Origin of the sequence: Vagococcus sp. (assembly GCF_036639995.1) — a bacterium.
In the GTDB taxonomy this organism is placed as follows: Bacteria; Bacillota; Bacilli; order Lactobacillales; family Vagococcaceae; genus Vagococcus.
Map to the genome: position 1 here is coordinate 267,803 of NZ_JAVWHO010000001.1, position 20,539 is coordinate 288,341.

General features: G+C 32.5%; 21 protein-coding genes and 1 other RNA gene. 14 read left to right on the top strand and 8 right to left on the bottom strand.

What is annotated here, in order from left to right:
• The 7 genes from RR554_RS01310 to RR554_RS01340 all read left to right on the top strand — a co-directional run bounded on the left by RR554_RS01310 (nt 1) and on the right by RR554_RS01340 (nt 6,221).
• On the top strand, nt 1-786 hold the full coding sequence (locus RR554_RS01310) for a metal ABC transporter ATP-binding protein (protein ID WP_443081172.1): 786 nt from the start codon (nt 1-3) through the stop codon (nt 784-786).
• Nucleotides 783-1,634, top strand: coding sequence for a metal ABC transporter permease (locus RR554_RS01315; protein WP_332461974.1), 852 nt, complete (start codon nt 783-785; stop codon nt 1,632-1,634). The genes RR554_RS01310 and RR554_RS01315 overlap by 4 nt, the downstream gene beginning before the upstream one ends.
• Nucleotides 1,627-2,577, top strand: coding sequence for a metal ABC transporter solute-binding protein, Zn/Mn family (locus RR554_RS01320; protein WP_332467263.1), 951 nt, complete (start codon nt 1,627-1,629; stop codon nt 2,575-2,577). Before RR554_RS01315 ends, RR554_RS01320 begins: the two co-directional genes overlap by 8 nt.
• A gap of 159 nt (nt 2,578-2,736) precedes the next feature.
• The gene (gene rnz, locus RR554_RS01325) at nt 2,737-3,669 is read left to right on the top strand and encodes a ribonuclease Z (protein ID WP_332467264.1); all 933 of its coding nucleotides are present in this window, start codon (nt 2,737-2,739) and stop codon (nt 3,667-3,669) included.
• Nucleotides 3,670-3,680: 11 nt separating this feature from the next.
• On the top strand, nt 3,681-4,484 hold the full coding sequence (locus RR554_RS01330) for an SDR family NAD(P)-dependent oxidoreductase (protein ID WP_332467265.1): 804 nt from the start codon (nt 3,681-3,683) through the stop codon (nt 4,482-4,484).
• Between the two features lie 14 nt (nt 4,485-4,498).
• On the top strand, nt 4,499-4,951 hold the full coding sequence (locus RR554_RS01335) for a LapA family protein (protein ID WP_332461970.1): 453 nt from the start codon (nt 4,499-4,501) through the stop codon (nt 4,949-4,951).
• Between the two features lie 67 nt (nt 4,952-5,018).
• Nucleotides 5,019-6,221, top strand: coding sequence for an FtsW/RodA/SpoVE family cell cycle protein (locus RR554_RS01340; RefSeq protein WP_332467266.1), 1,203 nt, complete (start codon nt 5,019-5,021; stop codon nt 6,219-6,221).
• 48 nt (nt 6,222-6,269) lie between these two features.
• On the opposite strand, the gene RR554_RS01345 is transcribed toward RR554_RS01340, so the two are convergent.
• On the bottom strand, nt 6,270-6,923 hold the full coding sequence (locus RR554_RS01345; RefSeq protein ID WP_332461968.1) for a metal-dependent transcriptional regulator: 654 nt from the start codon (nt 6,921-6,923) through the stop codon (nt 6,270-6,272).
• A gap of 156 nt (nt 6,924-7,079) precedes the next feature.
• Here RR554_RS01345 and RR554_RS01350 point away from each other — a divergent pair, with 156 nt between their 5' ends.
• From RR554_RS01350 to nifJ, 4 genes are all read left to right on the top strand, one after another.
• Nucleotides 7,080-7,433 (top strand): arsenate reductase family protein, encoded by a 354-nt coding sequence (locus RR554_RS01350; RefSeq protein WP_332461966.1) that lies wholly within the window; start codon nt 7,080-7,082, stop codon nt 7,431-7,433.
• Between the two features lie 14 nt (nt 7,434-7,447).
• Complete coding sequence (locus RR554_RS01355; protein WP_332461965.1) at nt 7,448-7,732, top strand: glycine cleavage system protein H; 285 nt, start codon at nt 7,448-7,450, stop codon at nt 7,730-7,732.
• Nucleotides 7,733-7,912: 180 nt separating this feature from the next.
• The gene (locus RR554_RS01360; RefSeq protein ID WP_332461964.1) at nt 7,913-8,359 is read left to right on the top strand and encodes a flavodoxin; all 447 of its coding nucleotides are present in this window, start codon (nt 7,913-7,915) and stop codon (nt 8,357-8,359) included.
• Between the two features lie 117 nt (nt 8,360-8,476).
• Nucleotides 8,477-12,013 carry a pyruvate:ferredoxin (flavodoxin) oxidoreductase gene (gene nifJ, locus RR554_RS01365; RefSeq protein WP_332467267.1) on the top strand — a complete coding sequence of 1,179 codons (3,537 nt, stop codon included), beginning with the start codon at nt 8,477-8,479 and terminating at the stop codon, nt 12,011-12,013.
• A gap of 33 nt (nt 12,014-12,046) precedes the next feature.
• Here the strand turns inward: nifJ and RR554_RS01370 are convergent, their stop codons facing one another.
• Both RR554_RS01370 and RR554_RS01375 read right to left on the bottom strand, forming a co-directional pair.
• Nucleotides 12,047-13,237 (bottom strand): GGDEF domain-containing protein, encoded by a 1,191-nt coding sequence (locus RR554_RS01370; protein WP_332467268.1) that lies wholly within the window; start codon nt 13,235-13,237, stop codon nt 12,047-12,049.
• A 10-nt stretch (nt 13,238-13,247) separates the two neighbouring features.
• Nucleotides 13,248-14,747, bottom strand: a complete 1,500-nt coding sequence (locus RR554_RS01375) for a helix-turn-helix domain-containing protein (protein ID WP_332461961.1) — start codon at nt 14,745-14,747, stop codon at nt 13,248-13,250.
• 262 nt (nt 14,748-15,009) lie between these two features.
• Here RR554_RS01375 and RR554_RS01380 point away from each other — a divergent pair, with 262 nt between their 5' ends.
• The gene (locus RR554_RS01380; protein WP_332462233.1) at nt 15,010-15,705 is read left to right on the top strand and encodes a zinc metallopeptidase; all 696 of its coding nucleotides are present in this window, start codon (nt 15,010-15,012) and stop codon (nt 15,703-15,705) included.
• Here RR554_RS01380 and RR554_RS01385 read toward each other — a convergent pair.
• Nucleotides 15,702-16,583 carry a helix-turn-helix domain-containing protein gene (locus tag RR554_RS01385; protein WP_332467269.1) on the bottom strand — a complete coding sequence of 294 codons (882 nt, stop codon included), beginning with the start codon at nt 16,581-16,583 and terminating at the stop codon, nt 15,702-15,704. The genes RR554_RS01380 and RR554_RS01385 overlap by 4 nt on opposite strands.
• A gap of 81 nt (nt 16,584-16,664) precedes the next feature.
• On the opposite strand from RR554_RS01385, the gene tadA reads away from it, so the two are divergent.
• Entirely contained in the window at nt 16,665-17,165 is a 501-nt protein-coding gene (gene tadA / locus RR554_RS01390) for a tRNA adenosine(34) deaminase TadA (RefSeq protein ID WP_332467270.1), read from the top strand.
• 40 nt (nt 17,166-17,205) lie between these two features.
• An RNA gene (ffs, locus tag RR554_RS01395) (signal recognition particle sRNA small type) lies at nt 17,206-17,290 on the top strand.
• Between the two features lie 75 nt (nt 17,291-17,365).
• On the opposite strand, the gene RR554_RS01400 is transcribed toward ffs, so the two are convergent.
• The 4 genes from RR554_RS01400 to RR554_RS01415 form a co-directional block, all read right to left on the bottom strand.
• Nucleotides 17,366-18,499, bottom strand: a complete 1,134-nt coding sequence (locus tag RR554_RS01400; protein ID WP_332467271.1) for a tyrosine-type recombinase/integrase — start codon at nt 18,497-18,499, stop codon at nt 17,366-17,368.
• 120 nt (nt 18,500-18,619) lie between these two features.
• Nucleotides 18,620-19,117 carry a zinc ribbon domain-containing protein gene (locus RR554_RS01405; protein ID WP_332467272.1) on the bottom strand — a complete coding sequence of 166 codons (498 nt, stop codon included), beginning with the start codon at nt 19,115-19,117 and terminating at the stop codon, nt 18,620-18,622.
• Between the two features lie 86 nt (nt 19,118-19,203).
• Nucleotides 19,204-19,848, bottom strand: coding sequence for an ImmA/IrrE family metallo-endopeptidase (locus RR554_RS01410; RefSeq protein ID WP_332467273.1), 645 nt, complete (start codon nt 19,846-19,848; stop codon nt 19,204-19,206).
• 4 nt (nt 19,849-19,852) lie between these two features.
• On the bottom strand, nt 19,853-20,185 hold the full coding sequence (locus tag RR554_RS01415) for a helix-turn-helix domain-containing protein (protein ID WP_332467274.1): 333 nt from the start codon (nt 20,183-20,185) through the stop codon (nt 19,853-19,855).
• Between the last annotated feature and the right edge of the window lie 354 nt (nt 20,186-20,539).

Below are 20,539 nucleotides of genomic sequence, written 5' to 3' on the forward strand. Positions count from 1 at the left end.
ATGAATGCAACAACTTTATCAGGAGTCATCCATGAAGATTTAACTAGTAAGCCCATTGATGTGACAAACATAACAGTGGCTTATCAAAATAAAAAGGCAGTAGAAAATGTTAGTGTTTCTATTGAACCAGGTAAAATAACGGGAATCATCGGACCAAATGGTGCTGGTAAATCAACGTTCTTAAAAGCGATTATTGGACTTATCAAAACAGAAAGCGGTGAAGTTAATGTCGCAGGACAACCACTTGATACTATTCGAAAAAAAATAGCTTATGTGGAGCAAAGAAGTGGCATTGATTTAACTTTCCCCATTAAAGTGGATGAAGTGGTTCTATTAGGTACATTTCCAAAACTTGGACTATTTAGAAGACCAAAAAAAGCTCAAAAAGAAAAAGTGGTTGAGTGTTTAAAACAAGTTAAAATGGAAGATTTTGCTAAACGTCAAATCGGTAATTTATCTGGTGGACAATTACAACGAGTTTTTATTGCTCGAGCGCTAGCTCAAGAAGCAGATGTTATTTTCTTAGATGAACCATTTGTAGGAATTGATATGGTGAGTGAAAAGGTGATTGTTGATTTATTAAAGGAATTACGAGATCAAGGCAAAACAATTGTTATTGTTCACCACGATTTACATAAAACAAAAGAGTACTTTGATAACTTGATTATTTTAAACAAAACACTGGTGGCTGACGGTAGTGTCAGACAAACGTTTACAACAGAAAATATTCAAAAAGCTTACGGTGAATCGATGGGAGAAATTATTATTAAGGGGGTGCAAGCATGATAATCAAATTTTTTGAAGCACTCGTTCAATATGATTTTTTGCAAAACGCATTAATAACATCACTTATAGTAGGAGTTGTTGCAGGGGTTATTGGTAGTTTTATTATTTTAAGAGGAATGTCATTGATGGGAGATGCGATTTCTCATGCGGTATTACCAGGTGTGGCTATGTCTTATATCATTGGAACAAACTATATTATTGGGGCTTCGATCTTTGGCTTGATGGCAGCAGGATTGATTGAGTATGTGAATCAAAAGAGTAAATTAAAAACAGATACAGCAATTGGTATTGTTTTTAGTTCATTCTTTGCTCTAGGAATTATTATGATTAGTAAAGCAGATTCTTCAACAAACTTGACAAGTATCCTTTTTGGGAATGTCTTGTCTGTTACTAAAAATGATATTCTTTTAACAGGAATTGTAGGTATCGGAGTTTTATTATTTGTTGTTTTATTCTACAAAGAATTACAACTCAGTTCATTTGATCCAACAATGGCTAAGTCAAGTGGTCTAAATGTTAAAGCTTTTCATTACGCTTTAGTCTTTGCTTTAACTTTAGTAGCTGTGACTTCTTTACAAACAATTGGAACTGTTTTAATTGTCGCCTTATTGATTACACCAGCAGCAACAGCGTTTCTTTTAACTAATCGTTTAAGTACAATGATTGTTTTATCAGCATCATTTGGTGCAGTAAGTGCAGTGATTGGCTTGTTCTTTAGTTACTCATTTAACTATCCATCAGGTGCGACAATTGTCTTAACAGCAGCATTTTTCTTTATGCTTGCTTTCATTTTTTCACCAAAACAAGGAATTATATTTAAAAAGAAGGAAGTGTTGGTCAGTGAATAAATTTAAAAAATTAGGTCTAGGATTATTAACAGCAGTGGCAGTAATTGGGTTAGCTGCTTGTGGTAACGAAGGAAAAGAATCAAAAAAGGACGCAGATAAGAAATCGGACAAATTATCTGTCGTAACATCATTTTCAATTATTCAAGATATTGCTGAAGAAATTGGTGGCGATTTGGTGGATGTTCACAATATGGTACCGATTGGATTAGCTCCCCATGAATACGAAGCTTTACCAGAGGATATTGAAAAATCAACAAATGCTGATGTTGTTTTTTATAACGGTTTAAACTTAGAAGGCGGAAAATCAGGCTGGTTCTTTAAATTAATGACATCAGTGAAAAAAGAAGATAGTAAAGTTTTTGAAGTGATGAAGGGTGTTGAACCTATGTATTTAGGTGAAAATAGTGGGGAAAAAGAAATGAACCCTCATGCCTTTTTATCACCAAAAGTTGGAATGACAATGGCTGATAACGTTTTAAAAGCTTATGAAAAAGCAGATCCTAAAAATGCTGATAAATATCGCGAAAATGCCGAAAAATATCAAAAAGAGTTAGAAGATATGGATAAAGTTTACCGAGATAAAGTGGCTGAAATTCCAGAAAAAAATAGAACGTTAGTAACAAGTGAACATGCTTATCAATATATGGCAAAAGAGTATGGTTTAAAAGAAGGTTATCTATGGGAAATTGATACAGAAGAAAATGGAACACCAGAACAAATAGAATCGTTAGTAAAATTTGTTAAAAAATCTGATATACCTTCATTATTTGTAGAAACAAACGTGCCACCAAAACCAATGGAAACTGTTTTTAGAGAAACAAAAGTGCCAATCTTTGGAAAAGTATATTCTGATGAATTAGGTAAAAAAGGAACAGATGGAGATACGTATCTAGGTTTCTTAAAAACCAATATTGAAACTATTCATAACGGCTTAATGAAATAGTGAAAAAAGTTGAGAAATTAAATTTTCTCAACTTTTTTTCTGTTTTGTTTTTTTATCAAGCCAAAAGCTGATACAATAGGTAGGAATCAAATTTGTATTTTTGAATGAAATTTGATAATGGTAAGTATAAGAAAATTTAGATAGAAAAGTAGGAACATTATGGAAATCCAATTTTTAGGAACAGGTGCAGGTGTGCCTTCTAAACAAAGAAATGTGACAAGTATTGCTTTAAAAATGCTTGATGAACGAAATGCTATTTGGTTATTTGATTGCGGTGAAGGAACCCAACAGCAAATTTTAAAAACCAATGTTAGACCGCGAAAGATTGAAAAAATATTTATTACTCATTTACACGGAGATCATATTTTTGGTTTACCCGGTTTGATTAGTAGTCGTTCTTTTCAAGGGGGAGAGGCTCCTTTAGAGATTTACGGACCCAAAGGTATTCGTAGTTTTATCTTAACGAGCTTAAAAATATCTGAGACTCATTTAAAATATCCATTAAAATTTATTGAAATTGAAAAACCAGGGTTGATTTTTGAAGATAATGGGTTCAAAGTTTATTGTGAGGAATTAGACCATCGAATTCAATGCTACGGCTACCGCGTTGAAGAAGCCGATTTTCAAGGTGAGTTATTAGTTGATAAATTAAAAGAACTAAACGTCCCAGCAGGCCCTATTTATAAAAAAATAAAAAATGGAGAAGTTGTTGAATTATCTGATGGTCGTGTTATTAATGGAAAAGAGTTTATAGGCGAGTCACGTAAAGGGAGAATCGTTACGATTTTAGGCGATACAAGACTTCATCCTAATAGTTTAAAATTAGCAGAAAATGCAGATTGTCTAGTTCACGAAAGTACATTTAACCGTGAAGAAAGTAAAATGGCTAAAAGTTACTATCACTCTACTTCAACACAAGCAGCGCAAATTGCTAAAGATGGGAATGTAGGGTTGTTATTATTAACTCATATTAGTGCAAGATACTTAGGAAAAGCAGTTTATGATTTAGAAGATGAAGCAAAAACAGTTTTTCCATCTACAAAAATTGTAAAAGATTTTGACATCATTGATATACCAATGAAGAAAGACTAAGGTGTTTATTTATGAAAAAGATTTTTGAAGAATTAACTAATAAAACCGTTCTAATTACTGGTGCTTCAAGTGGATTAGGAGAACAAATTGCTTATGAAGCAGCTAGAAGAAACGCGAAAGTAATTTTATGCGCGCGAAGAGAAGATAAGTTAAAAGAAATTGCTAAAAAATGTTCTACTTTATCTAATGCAGGCAGTGATTATTTGCCATTAGATATTGCTGATTTTCAAGATGTGGAAGATAAATTAGAGACAATTGATGCTCATTATCCACAAATCGATGTTTTAGTTAACTGTGCGGGATTTGGATTATTTGAAAATTTTATTGAAACTAAGTTTGAAGAGACAGTCAACATGTTCCAAGTCAATGTACTAGGACTGATGTACATCACGCAAAAGATAGCCATTAAAATGGCAGAAGAAAACTCTGGACATATCATTAACGTGGCTTCTCAAGCAGGAAAAATGGCTACGCCTAAATCAAGTGTTTATTCGGCAACTAAATTTGCCGTTCTTGGATTTTCAAATAGTTTGAGATTAGAATTAAAACCTTTAGGAATCTCTGTTACAACCGTCAATCCTGGACCGATAAACACTAACTTCTTTGATATTGCTGACCCTAGTGGAGATTACCTAAGTTCTATGGGTGGTTTGACGTTAAATCCAACTAAATTAGCTAAAAGAATTGTTAATTCAATGGGAACGTATAAACGTGAAATCAACGCACCTTTTATAATGGAGTTTGGTAGTAAATCTTATCTATTGTTTCCCCATGTTGGAGACTTGCTAGCTAGCACATTATTTAATAAAAAATAGAGAAGGGGACTACGATGAAAAAAACAACTAAATTATTTTTTGTATTAATATTATCCTTTGTGGTTGTATTGTTTTCTGTTATTAATGCACAACAAATTGAGGTGAATTTTCTTTTCACTAAGTTATCATTGCCATTGGTTCTGATTATCATTAGTGGTGTGATAATTGGCGCATTGATTGTTTTAATCGTTATGCTTAGTGGTGTTTGGCAAAAAAATAGAACGATTAAGCAATTAAAACAAGAAATTATTGAATTAAAAACCAAAGATGATAGTGAGATTGATTCAGAGGAAAATGAAGTTATCTTGAACTTGAAAAAAGAATTGAAAGAAAAAGAGCTTGAACTCTCAGATTTAAGACATCAACTTGTGAATGATATGATGTCTGAATCATCAAAAGAAGACACATTAGAAGTGAATGACTGGACTGAAACAAAAAAAGAAACTTATGAAGATAGTTCAGACTAGCATATTGAAAAAAAGATAGTATAATGTTAGTTATGTTTTGTTTAAGTCACGAGAAAAGAGAGGAAATATGCAGAGAAAAAATAAAAGACAAATTAAGTCAGTCGACTACGGGATATTACTTCCAGTATTTTTATTATCCGTTATTGGTATGATGTCGTTATATGTTGCATTAGATAAAGATGGTGGCATGAAGAACATTGTTTCTCAAATGATGCAGCAAGGGTTATGGTACATTATTGGGGCGGCATTAATATTTGTGGTAATGCAATTTAGCCCGAAAGTAATATGGAAATTAACCCCATTAGGTTACGTACTTGGTTTAGGTGTGATGACCGCTCTCTTATTTTATTATGACGCGACACTTGCTACAAGAACAGGGTCCAAAAACTGGTTTAGAATTGGTAGTATCACTTTTCAGCCTGCTGAATTGATGAAAATAGCTTATATATTGATTTTATCGTATATTGTTACAGCACATAATATGAAGACAAAAATCAGGACGTTAAAGACAGATGGCATGCTAATTTTAAAATTAGTTATTGCTACTATTCCAGTTGGAATTTTATTAAAACTTCAAAATGATTTTGGAACGATGTTAGTGTTTATTGCCATTTTAGGTGGGGTATTCATTATGTCGGGTATTTCTTGGAAAATTATTGTCCCAGTTGTTATCACTTTTACGATTTTTGGGGTGATTATTCTTTATTTAGTCACAACAGATACTGGACGTGAGTTACTTTATAATGTTGGTTTTAAAAGTTATCAATTTGCACGAATTGATTCGTGGATAGATCCTTTCCATGATGCAACAGGCAATTCCTATCAACAAGCGCAGGCACTAAAAGCTGTTGGTTCTGGTGGGGTAGCTGGTAAAGGATTTAATGTATCAGATGTTTACGTACCAGTAAGAGAATCAGATATGATTTTTTCAGTGATAGCTGAAAATTTTGGCTTTATCGGTAGTTGTTTTGTTGTTTTCTTATACTTTATTTTAATTTATCGCATGATTCGTGTGTGTTTTGATACAAACAATGAGTTTTTCTCATATATTGCAACAGGTGTAATCATGATGATTTTATTCCATGTATTTGAAAATATCGGGGCAAACATTGGATTACTTCCATTAACGGGAATCCCGTTGCCGTTTATTAGTCAAGGAGGGTCCTCTCTCATTAGTAATATGATTGGTGTTGGACTTGTCATGTCTATGAGGTATCAATATCAACCAGAAGAATTTGGTGGAATGGATTTTAGTACAGGTGACTATTAAAATAGTTTACATAAAAAAGCTGAGGAAAAATTTTTTCCTCAGCTTTTTTTAATATGAAAAAATAATTTGTGCTTGTTTGAAACTAATATGGTGTGTGTCTGAATGGTCATTGATTTTAAATAAAATAAGTTCATTAAAATCATCGACTTCAGTAATATGAATAATATCATTGATGTTTAAACAAATAGAGCTCATGTAGTTTAAAATGTGAGAGTCATCCATAACACGGCAAATTTTTGGTGAGTCTCCTTCTTTGAATTCAGAAATAGGTTTTACAGCTTTTTCGATAAAAGCTTCTTCAGTTGGAATGATGCCTCCGTGAGGACATGTTTCTGGCTTACCAAGAAAGTCATATAGGCGAGAGAAGAAGATAGAATCTTTAACGTGTTCAAGTTCTTCTGAAAGATTATGTAAATCATGAAGAGAATAGCCTAGCTTTTCATATAGGAAAGTTTCAATAATTCGATGATTGCGAATGATAACAACTGTTTGATTTAATCCTTCTTGGGTTAGTTTAACCCCAGTGTATGGTTTATATTCAATTAAGGCATCGTTTTGAAGTTTTTCAACCATTTCAGTAACAGAAGCAGGAGAGACACCAAGATGATTTGATAATGTTTTATTAGAGACAAATTCTTTAATGCCATTATTCTCATAAATAGCCTTCAGATAGTCTTCTTTATTACTTGATGATTTTTTCATTTTTTTCCTCCTACAAATATCAATCTGTTAAATACCCTTTAACTTATCTATTTTAACATATTTTATAGGAATTTAAAAAGTAAATAAATGGCTAATACTTTTTTTTAGGATATGATATACTAAGAAAAGAAAAATTGAAAGTGAGGCAAATGCGATATGGCAACTTTTTATTGGTATCCTAAATGTTCAACATGTAAAAAAGCAAAAATTTGGTTAGATGAAAATAATGTTAAATACGATATTATTGATATGATTGAAACACCACCAGCAAAAGAACTTCTTGAAAAATGGATGGAAGCAAATGACTATCCAATTCGTCGATTCTTTAACACAAGTGGTATCCGTTATCGTGAACAAGGCTTAAAAAATATTGTGAATGATTTTTCTACAGATGAAGCAGCAGGAAGACTTTGTGTGGATGGCATGTTAATAAAACGTCCTATCATGGTTTTAGGAGATAAAGTATTATTAGGATTTAAAGAAGCTGCATACGAAGAAGCATTTTTATAGAAAGTTGGTCGAAAATGACTGAGAAAAATTTATGGATGACTGAAGATTCTGAAGGGATAACAATTGGCTTAACTGAGATTGCTCAAGATGATTTAGGGAGTATTAGTTTTGCTATGTTTCCAAAGGTAGGATCTTTTATTGAAGCAGGCGAAGGCGTTGTTGAATTAGAGGCAGAAAAGGCAGTAGTTGAATATGAATCACCAATTTCTGGTACCGTTATTTCTGTTAATGAAGCTGCTCTAAAAGATACAAAAGTACTTGATGAGCCTGGCGCTTGGTTATTTAAATTAAAAAAATAAGTACATGAATGGCAGAACTTAGGAGGTTCTGTCATTTTTTATGCTTATTTCATTGCTAACGAAGTAATAATTTAATGAAATCTGCTTCATCTTAGGTCTTTTTTATGTTAAAATTTAGTCAACTGATTTGTGAAATAGTTGATAAAGACAAACGTTTATAACTATCTAGGAGGATAAAAAATGACACTAGCTAAAATTGTTTATGCAAGTATGACAGGAAATACAGAAGAAATTTCTGAAATTATAGAAGAAAAATTAGAAGATGAAGGTATTGAAATCAAACGTGAAGAGTGCTCAGATGTTGATCCTGACTTTTTTGAAGATGCAGATATTTGTATTATTGCTACTTATACGTATGGCGATGGGGACTTACCTTTTGAAATTGAAGACTTTTACGATGATTTAAAAGAGGAAGATTTTAGTGGGAAAATCTTTGGCGTGGTTGGCTCTGGTGATAAAGAATATGGCGAATATTATTGTCAGTCAGCAAGAGATTTTGTGAATCAATTTGCGCAAACAGGTGCTAAGCAAGGTGCTGATTTAGTATGTATTGAAAACAATGCAGAAGATGGTGATATTGATTTATTACAAACATTTGTGGAAGAATTAATTGATAGCACTAAATAATTTTTAATTGAAGTTTTTTTATTCAACAATGACTAAAACTATCGCGTTGAAAAGATTGACAGAACGAAGTCAATCTTTTCTTTGTTTTAAAATATTAATTGAAAAAGAGGATGTTAAATGAATAAGCAAAGCGTAACCATGGATGGTAACACAGCTGCAGCCTATATTTCATACGCTTTTAGTGAAGTGGCAGCCGTTTACCCCATTACCCCCAGTTCAACAATGGCAGAAGTTGTTGAAGAGTGGTCAGTGAAAGCAAGAAAAAATATATACGGAGAGCCAATTAAGGTTGTTAATATGCAATCAGAAGCAGGTGCCGCTGGAGCTGTTCACGGTTCTTTAAAATCAGGAGCGCTAACAACAACGTACACTGCTTCTCAAGGTCTTCTTTTAATGATTCCTAATATGTACAAAATAGCAGGTGAATTACTGCCAACAGTCTTTCATATCGCTTCTAGAGCTGTTACAACTAATGCTCTAAGTATTTTTGGTGATCACGGGGATGTCATGGCAGCAAGACAAACTGGTTTTTGTATGCTGGCTGAAAGTTCTGTTCAAGAGGTCATGGATTTATCAGCAGTGGCTCATCTTGCCAGTTTAAAAGCAAGCTTACCATTTATGAACTTTTTTGATGGGTTTAGAACAAGTCATGAGATACAAAAAATTGACATGATTCCTTATGAAGATCTAGGGGAATTGATTGATCAAGACGCAGTGGAAAAATTTAGACAAAGAGGGATGAACCCAAATCATCCAACTGTATCTGGCACGGCGCAAAACCCAGATATCCATTTCCAACAAAGAGAAACAGTCAATGAATATTATGAAAAAGTTCCAGAGATTGTTCAGACTTACATGAAAGAGATTAATAAACTTCGTGGAACTCATTATGACTTAACTGATTACTATGGTCATGAGGAGGCAACTGAAGTCATTATATCAATGGGGTCAGTTTCTCCAACGATTCAACAAACAGTTGATTATTTAAATAATCAAGGCCGTAAAGTAGGACACATTAATATCCACTTGTATCGTCCATTTCCAGTCGAAAATTTACTTGAAAAATTGCCGGATTCTGTAGAAAAAGTAGCAGTTTTAGATAGAACCAAAGAACCAGGTGCTAACGGAGAACCGTTATTATTAGATGTTCAAAGTGCGCTTTATCGACATCCAAATCGCCCGATTGTTATTGGTGGTCGTTATGGACTAGGGTCAAAAGATGTACCACCAAATCAAATTAAGGCCATTTATGATCATTTACTTTTACCAAATGAAAAATTAAAATATCGTTTCACAGTAGGAATCAAAGATGATGTGACACATTTATCATTGCCTGTTGAAGGTATACTTGATTTAACACCAGATAATACATTTCAAGCTAAATTCTGGGGATTTGGTTCAGATGGTACAGTTGGAGCCAATAAACAAGCTATTAAAATTATAGGAAATCACACAGATATGTATGCGCAAGCCTATTTTTCATATGACTCTAAAAAATCTGGTGGTTTAACTAATTCTCATTTACGTTTTGGTAAAGAACCTATTCAGTCTACTTATTTAATTGAACAAGCAGATTTTATTGGGTGTCATAACGCTTCATACATTCATCAATATGATTTATTGAAAGGTTTAAAAGAAGAAGGAACGTTTCTTTTAAATACAACTTGGACAAAAGAAAAAGTTCTGAAATTGTTGCCTAAGCATTTAAAGAAAGAAATAGCTCAAAAGAACATTAATTTTTATGTTGTTAACGCAATGGAAATTGCTCAAGAAGTTGGTTTAGGCCGTCGAATTAATACGGTGATGTCGGCAGCATTCTTTGAATTAACTCATTTGATGGCAAGAGAAGATTTTGTCCGATACTTAAAAGAAGAAGTAGACAAAGCTTATGGGAAAAAATCACAAGAAATAGTTAAACGAAATCACTTAGCAATTGATGCAACTTTTGATCGTTTAATTAAAATAGAAGTACCGGAAGAATGGGCAACAATAGAAATACCTAAGAAAAAAATCGATGCAAGCAAACCTCAATACGTTAGAGAAATTCTTGAACCTGTTAACGCACAAGAAGGGGACACGTTATCAGTGAAGACATTAGTTGATAACAACATGATGGATGGTAGTGTCCCACTTGGAACGACTGCTTACGAAAAACGTGGGATAGCCCTTGAGGTGCCAGAGTGGCAAATGGATGCCTGTACTATGTGTAATGAGTGTGCGTTTGTTTGTCCTCATGCTGCAATTAGACCTTTCTTAGCAGATGACGAAGAGATGGAAGAAGCACCAGAAGGTTTCTTAGTACGTGAAATGAAGGGTGCCGATGGGTTGAAATACCGTATTCAAGTGTCTCTTGAAGATTGTACAGGTTGCGGTCTTTGTGTGGATGTGTGCCCTGCTAAAGGAAAAGCGTTAGTAATGAAACCTTATGAAGAACAAAAAGAAGAAGCCATGAACTGGGCATTTGCGATGACCTTGAAACAAAAAGCAAACCCAATTAAGAAAAAGGAAAGCATTAAAGGGTCTCAATTTGAAAAACCATTGCTTGAATTTTCCGGTGCGTGTTCTGGTTGTGGGGAAACACCGTACATAAAACTATTAACTCAACTTTATGGAGATAGAATGTTAATTGCAAATGCCACAGGTTGTGCATCCATCTGGGGGGGATCAGCTCCGTCGACGCCGTATACAACGAATGAGGCAGGACAAGGACCAGCTTGGAGTAACTCTTTATTTGAAGATAATGCTGAATTTGGGTTAGGAATGTACTTAGCCAATAAAACTAAACGCGATCATTTGGCTAATCAAATGACATCAGCACTCTCTGAAAACGTTGGTTCATCAGAACTTCAAGATTTAATGACAAACTGGCTTGAAACAAAAGATGAAGGAGAAGGCTCAAGACAGCGTTCAACTAAGTTAGAAGCAGCATTATTAGAAGAAAAGGCATCAAATCATAGACTTGAAAAACTTTATAAGCAACGAGACTTATTGATTAAACCAAGCCAGTGGATTATTGGTGGCGATGGTTGGGCTTATGATATCGGATTTGGCGGAATTGATCATGTTCTTTCAAGTGGAGAAGATGTAAATATATTTGTAATGGATAATGAAATTTATTCCAATACAGGTGGGCAAACGTCTAAAGCAACACCAACAGCTGCTATTGCTAAATTCTCTTCACATGGTAAGAGAACCGCGAAGAAAGATTTAGGTTTAATTGCGATGACTTATGGCAATGTTTATGTGGCTCAAGTTGCATTAAACGCTAATCCAACACAAACTATAAAAGCATTAGATGAAGCGGAAAAATATCCTGGTCCATCTCTTGTTATCGGTTACGTTCCATGTATCAATCACGGGATTAAAGGTGGAATGAGTCAAGCAGTTCAAATTACAAAAGACGCAGTAGAATCCGGTTACTGGCCACTTTACCGCTATGATCCAAGATTAGCTGAAAAAGGTAAGGAACCAATGCGTATTGATTATAAAAAATCAGACTTTGAACGCTTACCAGATTTCTTTAAACAACAAACACGATTTTCAGCTCTTGAAAATGTGTTAGAAGATACTGAAGAGGTGTCTAGTTTACTTGAAAAATCAGCAGATGAAGTGATTGAAAAAGCACAGACCTATAAAGAATTATCGGGTAAATAAAAAGAAAATCCTAGAAAATCAATTATTGATTTTCTAGGATTTTTTGGCATATAAGTAATCATTTCTTTCAAAAATTTGATTTTTTCCATTATTTTTAGCTATATAAAGAGCTTTGTCTGCCAAATTAAAAATATCTTGTGATGATTTTTTGTTTTCTTCTTTATCACTAGGCAGGATATGAATCAGACCAATGGATAAAGTAATCATGTTTTTATCAAAGGTTTCAGTGATAGCTAACTGATTTAATTTTTTAGTAAGAAATTCTAATAGGTCGAAAGAAGAGTTTTCTTCTTTTTTGAAGATAACGGCAAATTCATCACCACCGATTCGACAAACTCTAATATTTTCATCTGATTTAGTGATATCTAGAAAAAGTTCAGCAGCTTCTTTTAAGACGCGATCCCCTATTAAGTGACCATAGGTATCATTTATTTCTTTAAAATTATCAAAATCTATTATAGCAAGCGAAAAACTAACTTTTTCAGTCGTTGTTTTTTGACGAGCTAAATCTAAAAAGAAGAAAAATGATTCTTTGTTATAAAGTTTGGTAAGATTATCAAAAATAGCATAATCCCGGTAGTTGTGAATACTTTCTGAAATAGAAATAGCAGCATTTAAAAGCCAAGCAGTAATAAAAAAGAGACTTGAAAAAACTAAAAAATGGAGTAGAAAGTGAAAAAGTAGTTCATTCTCCATTTGATTGAAAAAGAAGAAGATTGCCAAAATAGCTCTTGAAATAAGAGTTAAACTTAAACATGTCATCGCCGCTTTAATTGGTGGCAGCTTCTTCTTAACAATGACTAAACTAATGAACAAGATAATTCCTGTAATTAAAAAATTATTAATATACTCAGTAATGGAAGTGCCAGTTATAAAATATTCTAAGCATTTAGTAAGTATAAGTGTAATGGTTGTGACAATTCCAATAACAGGTGAACCATAATAGACGGAAAAATAAACGGGTAAATATCTGACATCAACAGGCCTCATATTGTCAATAGGAATTCGGTTCATTGAGATGACAAAACTCATTAAGCCAATAAAAATACCCAGAAAAATTTGAAGTGTAAACGATAGGTTGAATTGTCCAGTTGAAGTGAGAATTTCATTTTCAGCGTCATCGTGTTCTAATGAATATTTTAGCGAAGAAAAATACAAAACAAAAATAGTCGAGATAATAATAACAAGATTGACGATGTATGAATTAATCATAGTAAATATCATAAATATTCCTCTAGTCTGTTTCTAAGTAATCAAGTATTTTTGGGTCTATTTTATTAATTTTATTGATACTATGGCGAATGGTTCCCCAATCAGCGTTTGACGGTATATCATCAACAACGACTAATTTTTCATTTGGCAATAAATCCGTATTGAAATTAGTGATTAACATATCATATTCATCAAACGTTTTCGTAGGTTCTTTATCTAAAAAGAGAATTCTTCCTTGATAAGCAGATATTTCGATTTTTGAATTAAAATTTCGCTGAATTAACTTAGTTAAGAAATCGCAATGGTCACTTCCTAAATTGCTAAGTACAAGAATCTTTGCTTTTTCTTTTTTATTTTCTAAGATAGTTGGAAGGTCGTTCCATTTAATCATTACCCAATATAAAATGACGTAATGATATTTAGACTTCCATGGAAATTTTGTGTTTTTTTCCATTTGAGTTAAAGCGTGTTCGATTACTTTATTGAGAGTTGGAAAATGTTCTTTAATAACAGCCCCATCATAGAAATATTGATCAAAAATAACGTAATTTCGATAGGGGTAAAGTTTATGATAAAGATAGAGATGTTCCATAGTGCTCTCCATTTTACTTGAAACTGAATTACTCAAGGTGATATCAAAGACATTTCTAAGTGTTTTGATAAACCCACTGATTTCTTTTCTAATAAGTAACTTTTCTTCCTCAGAATCCCAATTATTTTTATGATAAAACAGTGTTAAAATAATATCGTTGATTACTCTATCTGTTACTTTTAATTTATAGTGTTGGGCAAGAGATTCTAGGCCTTTTCTTTTTTTTGAAAAAGCTTCAAAGACAGCGGGATTAATCGCTTCCTCGCCAACTTCTTCAATGAAAAAGCCTTGACTTTGTCTAATTAAGCTAACATTAAACATGTAATTAATTTGATTGATTTGATGATCATCTAAATCTAAACCTAGTGATTTTAGAACAGTTTCAATGTAGGTAATAGACTCATATTTATCAATAGAAAATGGCCATTCTGTAATATTATAAGCTTCTCTAAAAAAACTGGTGTAAAAAAATCGTACAAAAAATTCACTTTTTCCAACAATCCGACAAGGTTTTTTTTCGAGAATAAGACCATATTTTTGTAATGACTTGGACATAGTACTTGTGATTCGGTATAAAGAAGATTCACTGATATAAAGTTTTTCTCCCCATTTTTCAATACTCAGTGTTGTATCAAAGAACATTGATTCAAGTAATCTGAATGATTCAGAATTTTTTAGCACATGGCTATAGACAATCTCCACATGACTACTAGGTTGTGTTCTAAGGCGAACGCCATTTTTTTTTGATGTTTCAATTAATAGATGCGGGTACCAATTTTCTTTTAAATAGCTAACATCATTATTAATTGTTCTTAAAGAGGCGTTATTCTCTTTAGCTAATTCATTTGAGCTAATCCAATCAGATACTTCATTTAAGTGTTCTAATATCTTTAAACGTCTTTGTGTTGGTGTATCTAGTAATTTTCGCACTCCACTTCCCCCCTTAAATGGTATGCAGAATATTCTTTTAAATCTAGTGTAAAAAAACATTTTGGCAAATTTTAGTAAAGCACCCTTTATTATAAAGATACATCATTTTGTGTGATAAATCTACTTGAACGAAGGAACCTCATTGAATTTTATTCTTTAGAAATGTAAAAATTCACAAAAGGTTCAAAAGAAAACCAAAACTTATTCTGAAAAATCTGATAAAATTATTATTAAGAAAAAAAAGGAGGAATTATTTATGTTTATGCCATACATGTATTTTGACAAAACGTATATATTAGTCATTATTGGAATCGCTATTTCAGCTTGGGCTTCAAGTTATGTTAATAGTACCTATCGAAAGTTTGAAAAAGTTGCGAATAAGAAGGGATTTATGGCAGCAGATGTTGCGCGAATGATTTTAAGTGATGCAGATATTCGAAATGTCCCGGTTCAAGAAATATCAGGAGATTTAACGGATAACTACAATTCTCACACAAAAATTTTGAGTTTATCTGAACGTGTTTTTGAATCTCGCTCGGTTGCAGCTATTGGCGTGGCCGCTCATGAGTGTGGCCATGCAATTCAAGATGAAGTCGGTTATGCTCCGTTAAAATTAAGAGCAAGTTTAGTGCCAGTCGTAAATTTTGGTTCTAAAATTTCAATTCCATTAATTTTAATTGGTGCTATTTTCTTTAGTAGTATGCCAGGATTAGTGACGATTGGTATTTGGTGTTTTGCCTTAACTTTTTTATTTCAAGTCGTGACGTTACCAGTTGAATTTAACGCTTCAAGAAGAGCCTTGGCTGTTTTAGAAGAAAATCAAGCACTAGACAGTGAAGAAATTGCGATGGCAAGAAAAGTGCTAACTGCTGCAGCGTTAACTTATGTAGCCGCAGCAATTGCCTCATTACTTCAAGTTTTAAGATTAGTTATCTTGTTTGGTAATAGAAGAGATTAATGAATAAGAAGGTAGCACAGGGTTAAATCACTCATATCTTTTAAAGAAAAACCTGTTCGTTCATGGAATTTTTCTAATCGGTATTGAAGAGTATTTCGGTGTATATACAGTTCTTTTGAAGTGGAAGTAATATTTCCTTGCTTCAGCCAAAGTGTTTTAATGATTTTTTTTAATTCGTCATCAATATTAAGATTTTCTTTTAACGTTTGCATGATTTGGCTTTCCTCGATTTTATCTTTTGTTAGATAATCAATAGCAACGTCTTGAAAAGAAAATACATTCTCTTTGATTCTCGAGTAGGCTGAAAAAATACGTTGTTCTTCAGTAAAGTAAGCAATAAAATTTTGATTGGCCTCATTAAAAGAGCCGACAAATGCTTTTGCAGAAATTAAAAGGTCAGATTCAAGAGTGAGAATCATGCCTTCTATATCAGCTTTTTGATAAACAATGGTGGATTTCTTTTCAATAAGAACAGCATTTAAAGAATCAACAAAAAAGAAATCTTCAATATGATTGAATAATTCAGATAAATGAGTCAACCATTCCATAGCGTTTGGTGACTCTTTTTTTAATTTTAATTGAATCACGCGGTAAGTGGTATCTGTTATTGGAAAAGGTTTTTGTTGGTAGAGATATTGATACCACACATGTTTACTTAAATCTGATAAATCTTTTGATTGAGGCAACATGGTGTTTAAAAGTTTGATTTCTGATTCTGAAAGTTTACTTGCTGCAATGATAAACCATTGATTATTTATTGGTAAAGATAAATAAGCGGCATCCTCAACGGGTGTTTTGCTGATAGTACTATGAGGATAAATAGCCATTAATTCTTTAAGTTCCATAGAAGAAGTCATTCCTTTTGCTTTATGTATCATTATTTTAACATAAAGCAGAGGAAACCTTTACTTTTTATGATAAGATAAATAAAACACTTAAATTGATAGAGGGATTAGTTTATGATTATACGGTCAGTAAAATTAACACAAGAAGATAAAGAAAGATTTATGAAAGAAGCACTACTTGAAGCAAAAAAGGCAGAACTTATGGGAGAGGTCCCAATAGGCGCTGTGGTTGTTCTAGATGGAGAAATCATAGGAAGAGGACACAATGTTAGGGAAAGCTCTCAGGACGCGACTACGCACGCTGAATTGATTGCAATTAGAGATGCTAATCGCAACATGAAGAGTTGGCGATTGGAAAAAGCACAGTTATTTGTGACGTTAGAACCTTGTCCAATGTGCTGTGGTGGTATTTTATTATCAAGAATAGACCAAGTCTTCTTTGGAGCCAAAGACCCAAAAGGTGGTACAGCTGGGAGTATTTTAAACTTGTTACAAGATATGCGCTTTAATCATTCTTGTTATTTAGAGTCGGGTATTTTGGAAGAAGAATGTGGAAGTATTTTAACTAACTTCTTTAGAAAGATTCGACAGGAAAAAAAAGCTAAAAAAGGCTAGCATTTCTTTTCGTTTTAAAGTATAATGATATTTGCCGCAAGGCTAGGACAATGGTGGGCTCGTGAAGCGTGTCAGATCTGGAAGGAAGCAGCACTAAGTGAGTGCCGCCATGTGTCTGAATAAATAAAGCTATATCAAGGCCTAGAGCCTTATTTTTTTTGATTAAAATTAGTAAAGGGGCAGAAAAGGGGCAGAGTAATTTACAACCCTAATTCGTTTAGTTTGTCAGTAATATCTGTTCTTTGTTTTTTAGTGACATGTGTGTAGATTTGCAGTGTCATTTTTTCATCGCTATGTCCGACTCTTTCCATGATTGCTTTTACAGGTAAATTCATTTCAGATAAAAGAGATATGTGAGAGTGCCTGAAGATATGGCTAGACAATTGTTTGTTTATTTTATCTTTTTCTAGTTTTTGGTTCATCTCATTTAAAGAATTGTTAAATGAATTCAGTTGAATTGGTTTTCCAGTTTTTCCTATAAAAATATACTTTTTTTCGTTAACCTCATGATGTTTTTTGTTTTCCTCTATTACTTTATTTAATATTTCTATAGCACGATTAGATAGGTTTATTTCTCGATGTGATGCTTTTGTTTTTGTTGTAGACTTAACAGCCTTAGAATAACCTTTTGAGTAATCAAGTGTGCCATGAACTTCTAACATCTTAGTTTCTTTTATGAAATTATCTTCAGTTAGTGATACAACTTCACCAAATCTCATTCCCGTAAGATACATAAATTCAGCCAAATTACCTAATCTGATACTTTGAAAAGTTGAATAATATATTTTTAGTAACTTATTAACTTCGTCTTTTTCTAAGTATCGATTCTCCACACGTTCAACATCCTCAGCGGTCGCAGGCGGACGAACTATCTTTGTTCTAGCTACAGGATTAATAGAAACGTAATCCATATCCAAAGCGTAGTTGTAAGCTTGATTTAATACACCTCTTATTTTTTTGCTATACTCATAAGAGTAATCTAAGTCATTAAAAAATGACTGAAGCAATTTAGCATCCACTTTATGAATCAAACTATCCATATCCAAGTATTCCTCAACTATTTTTTTAGGTTTCCTAGTTGCAACAATAGAAGTATTTTTTACACCTTTTTTATATTGTTCCCACCATTCATCAAGTAATTGTTGCAAAGTTAGTTTGTTAGTGCTACTCGATTTTAGTTTTTTATCTATCTTTTCTACAAGAAGACGATTGGCTTCTTTTTTAGCATGGTTAGATTTTGAATTTAAAGTAACCGATACTTTCTTTTCTTTTTCAGTATACGGATCTATATAACGCTCAACATATTTAAACTTTCCGTTTGCTAATTCTTCCATCCACATATTCTTTTCCTCCCATTAATGCTATAATAGGCATAATTAAAGAAGCCTATCACATAGGTTATTTATTTTGTTAAGCACTCAATTCTCTTGGTCGGGGATGGAGTGCTTATTTTTTTATAGTTCTCTTTTGTATAAGATATTTCTTGATCTTTGGAAATCAAGAGCTTTCTTCATAATTATATCTTTAGGTATTTCTGGTTGTTTAATACCTTTCATTAAAAATGTATTTCCTTTTAAAGTCAGTATTTCTAAATTACCGATACCTTGTACTTTTTCTTTTAGACCTTGTATAATTTTCACATCTTTTATATCTTCAAAGTTTATGACTTCTTCGTTTGTAGAAGTAGTTGAATCGTGAGTGATCCTAACAACATAATTTGTTATCTTGTAACGATCCTCTTTCATTTTAAGCTCTATACTATCAGTTGCTTTATACCTAAGTTTATCGTTTAAGCCAAACAAAATAGATTGTTTTCCCTCCCATAAAACTTCGTCATGGTTTAGAGTGGTTTTTGAATCATCAAGATTAGTTGATTCGGAAGTTTTTGACCCGCAATTAGGACAAAAATTAGCTCCGTTTAACTCAGCACCGCATTCAGAACAAAATTTCATTTCAATATTCCTCCAATATGATATAATATTTATGCATAATATTTTAGGGCACTACTCAAACTTTAGTCGGGGAGAGTAGTGTTTTTTTATTGTCTAAAAAATAATTGTTTTAATTCTGTACTATTGTAGCAATAACGATATTTATTTATTGCATTTCGAGCCACAGATTCGTTAATATCTTTTTCAAAAACAAGAAAACTTAAAAATCTATTATATAAAGCAGAGTAACTCATATTATAACTATTACAAATCTGACTAAAAGATAATTTATCAATAAGGCACTTCGCTAACCCTTTATCACTTATCTGCATAAATGATGCTCCAAAATTAGCTTCCTGTTCAAGTATTAAGTCTTCATAGCTTAAAGTATTATTATTGATACTCTGTCCAAAATAATTCCCTTTGATTCCCATTTTATAATGACCAAAATAATGATATATTTCATGTAATTTTGTAAAAGCTTGTCTCGATTTACTGTTGTTTACATCGTATGAAATAACTACATCATTATTATCAATATATAAACTACCACCAACTTGTTTGCTCAATTTTTTAAATTTGTAAGGAGCAAAATCGAAATCGAGTTTTTCCTCACAAAAGTTTTCAAAATTGAAATGCGTTAAAAATTCAATTGGTGTTCTGGAATAAGTATACAATTGATCATTAATAAATCCTTCAACAACATCTTTTGCAGTAAAGTAACAATCTCGAACATCTTCAAAATCTAACATTAAATCAATCCATTCTGTTTCGTTTGTTTTTAATTCTTTGTTTCAAAAACTCTTGATACTCTTCTAATTCATCTTGAAGTTCATTCACTTCATCTTCAGTCAAATTGGTTGTATCAATGCGAAAGAAACTTACAGGTTCTTCATTTTTTTCTCTTCCTAATAAGTAGTCTACTGTTACATTAAAATAATCAGCTACCATTTCTAAATATTCAGTTTTAGGAATTTGGTTTTTCCATTTATAAATTGTACTTTCTCCGAAACCTAAGTCATCAGATAGCTGTTTTAGAGTGATACTTCTTTTTTGAGAAAGTTTTTTTATTATCTCAAATGTTGTCATATCAATGATTCTCCGTTCTCTCTTAGCCAAAACTACCTTTAAGGGTTATTTTTATGTTGACAAAATAACCTTGTAGGGTTAATATTGGTTTGTAAGTTAATTTGATAGAAAAAAGCAAACTAAAAATACCTTAATATTAAAACGTCTTGGCGGAAGTTTTGTTGTTATTAATGGTTTTAAAGGCTTGTTTAACTATATACATATACTACCCAATCGGGTAGTTATTGTCAATAGAATTATATTTTTTCTATCGTATTAACTTACTTATTTTAAAAGAAGGAGGTAAAGTCATGCCTGATACAGAAGTAGGTAGAGATAAAATTAGAGATTATTTTGATAAGAAAAATATCACTT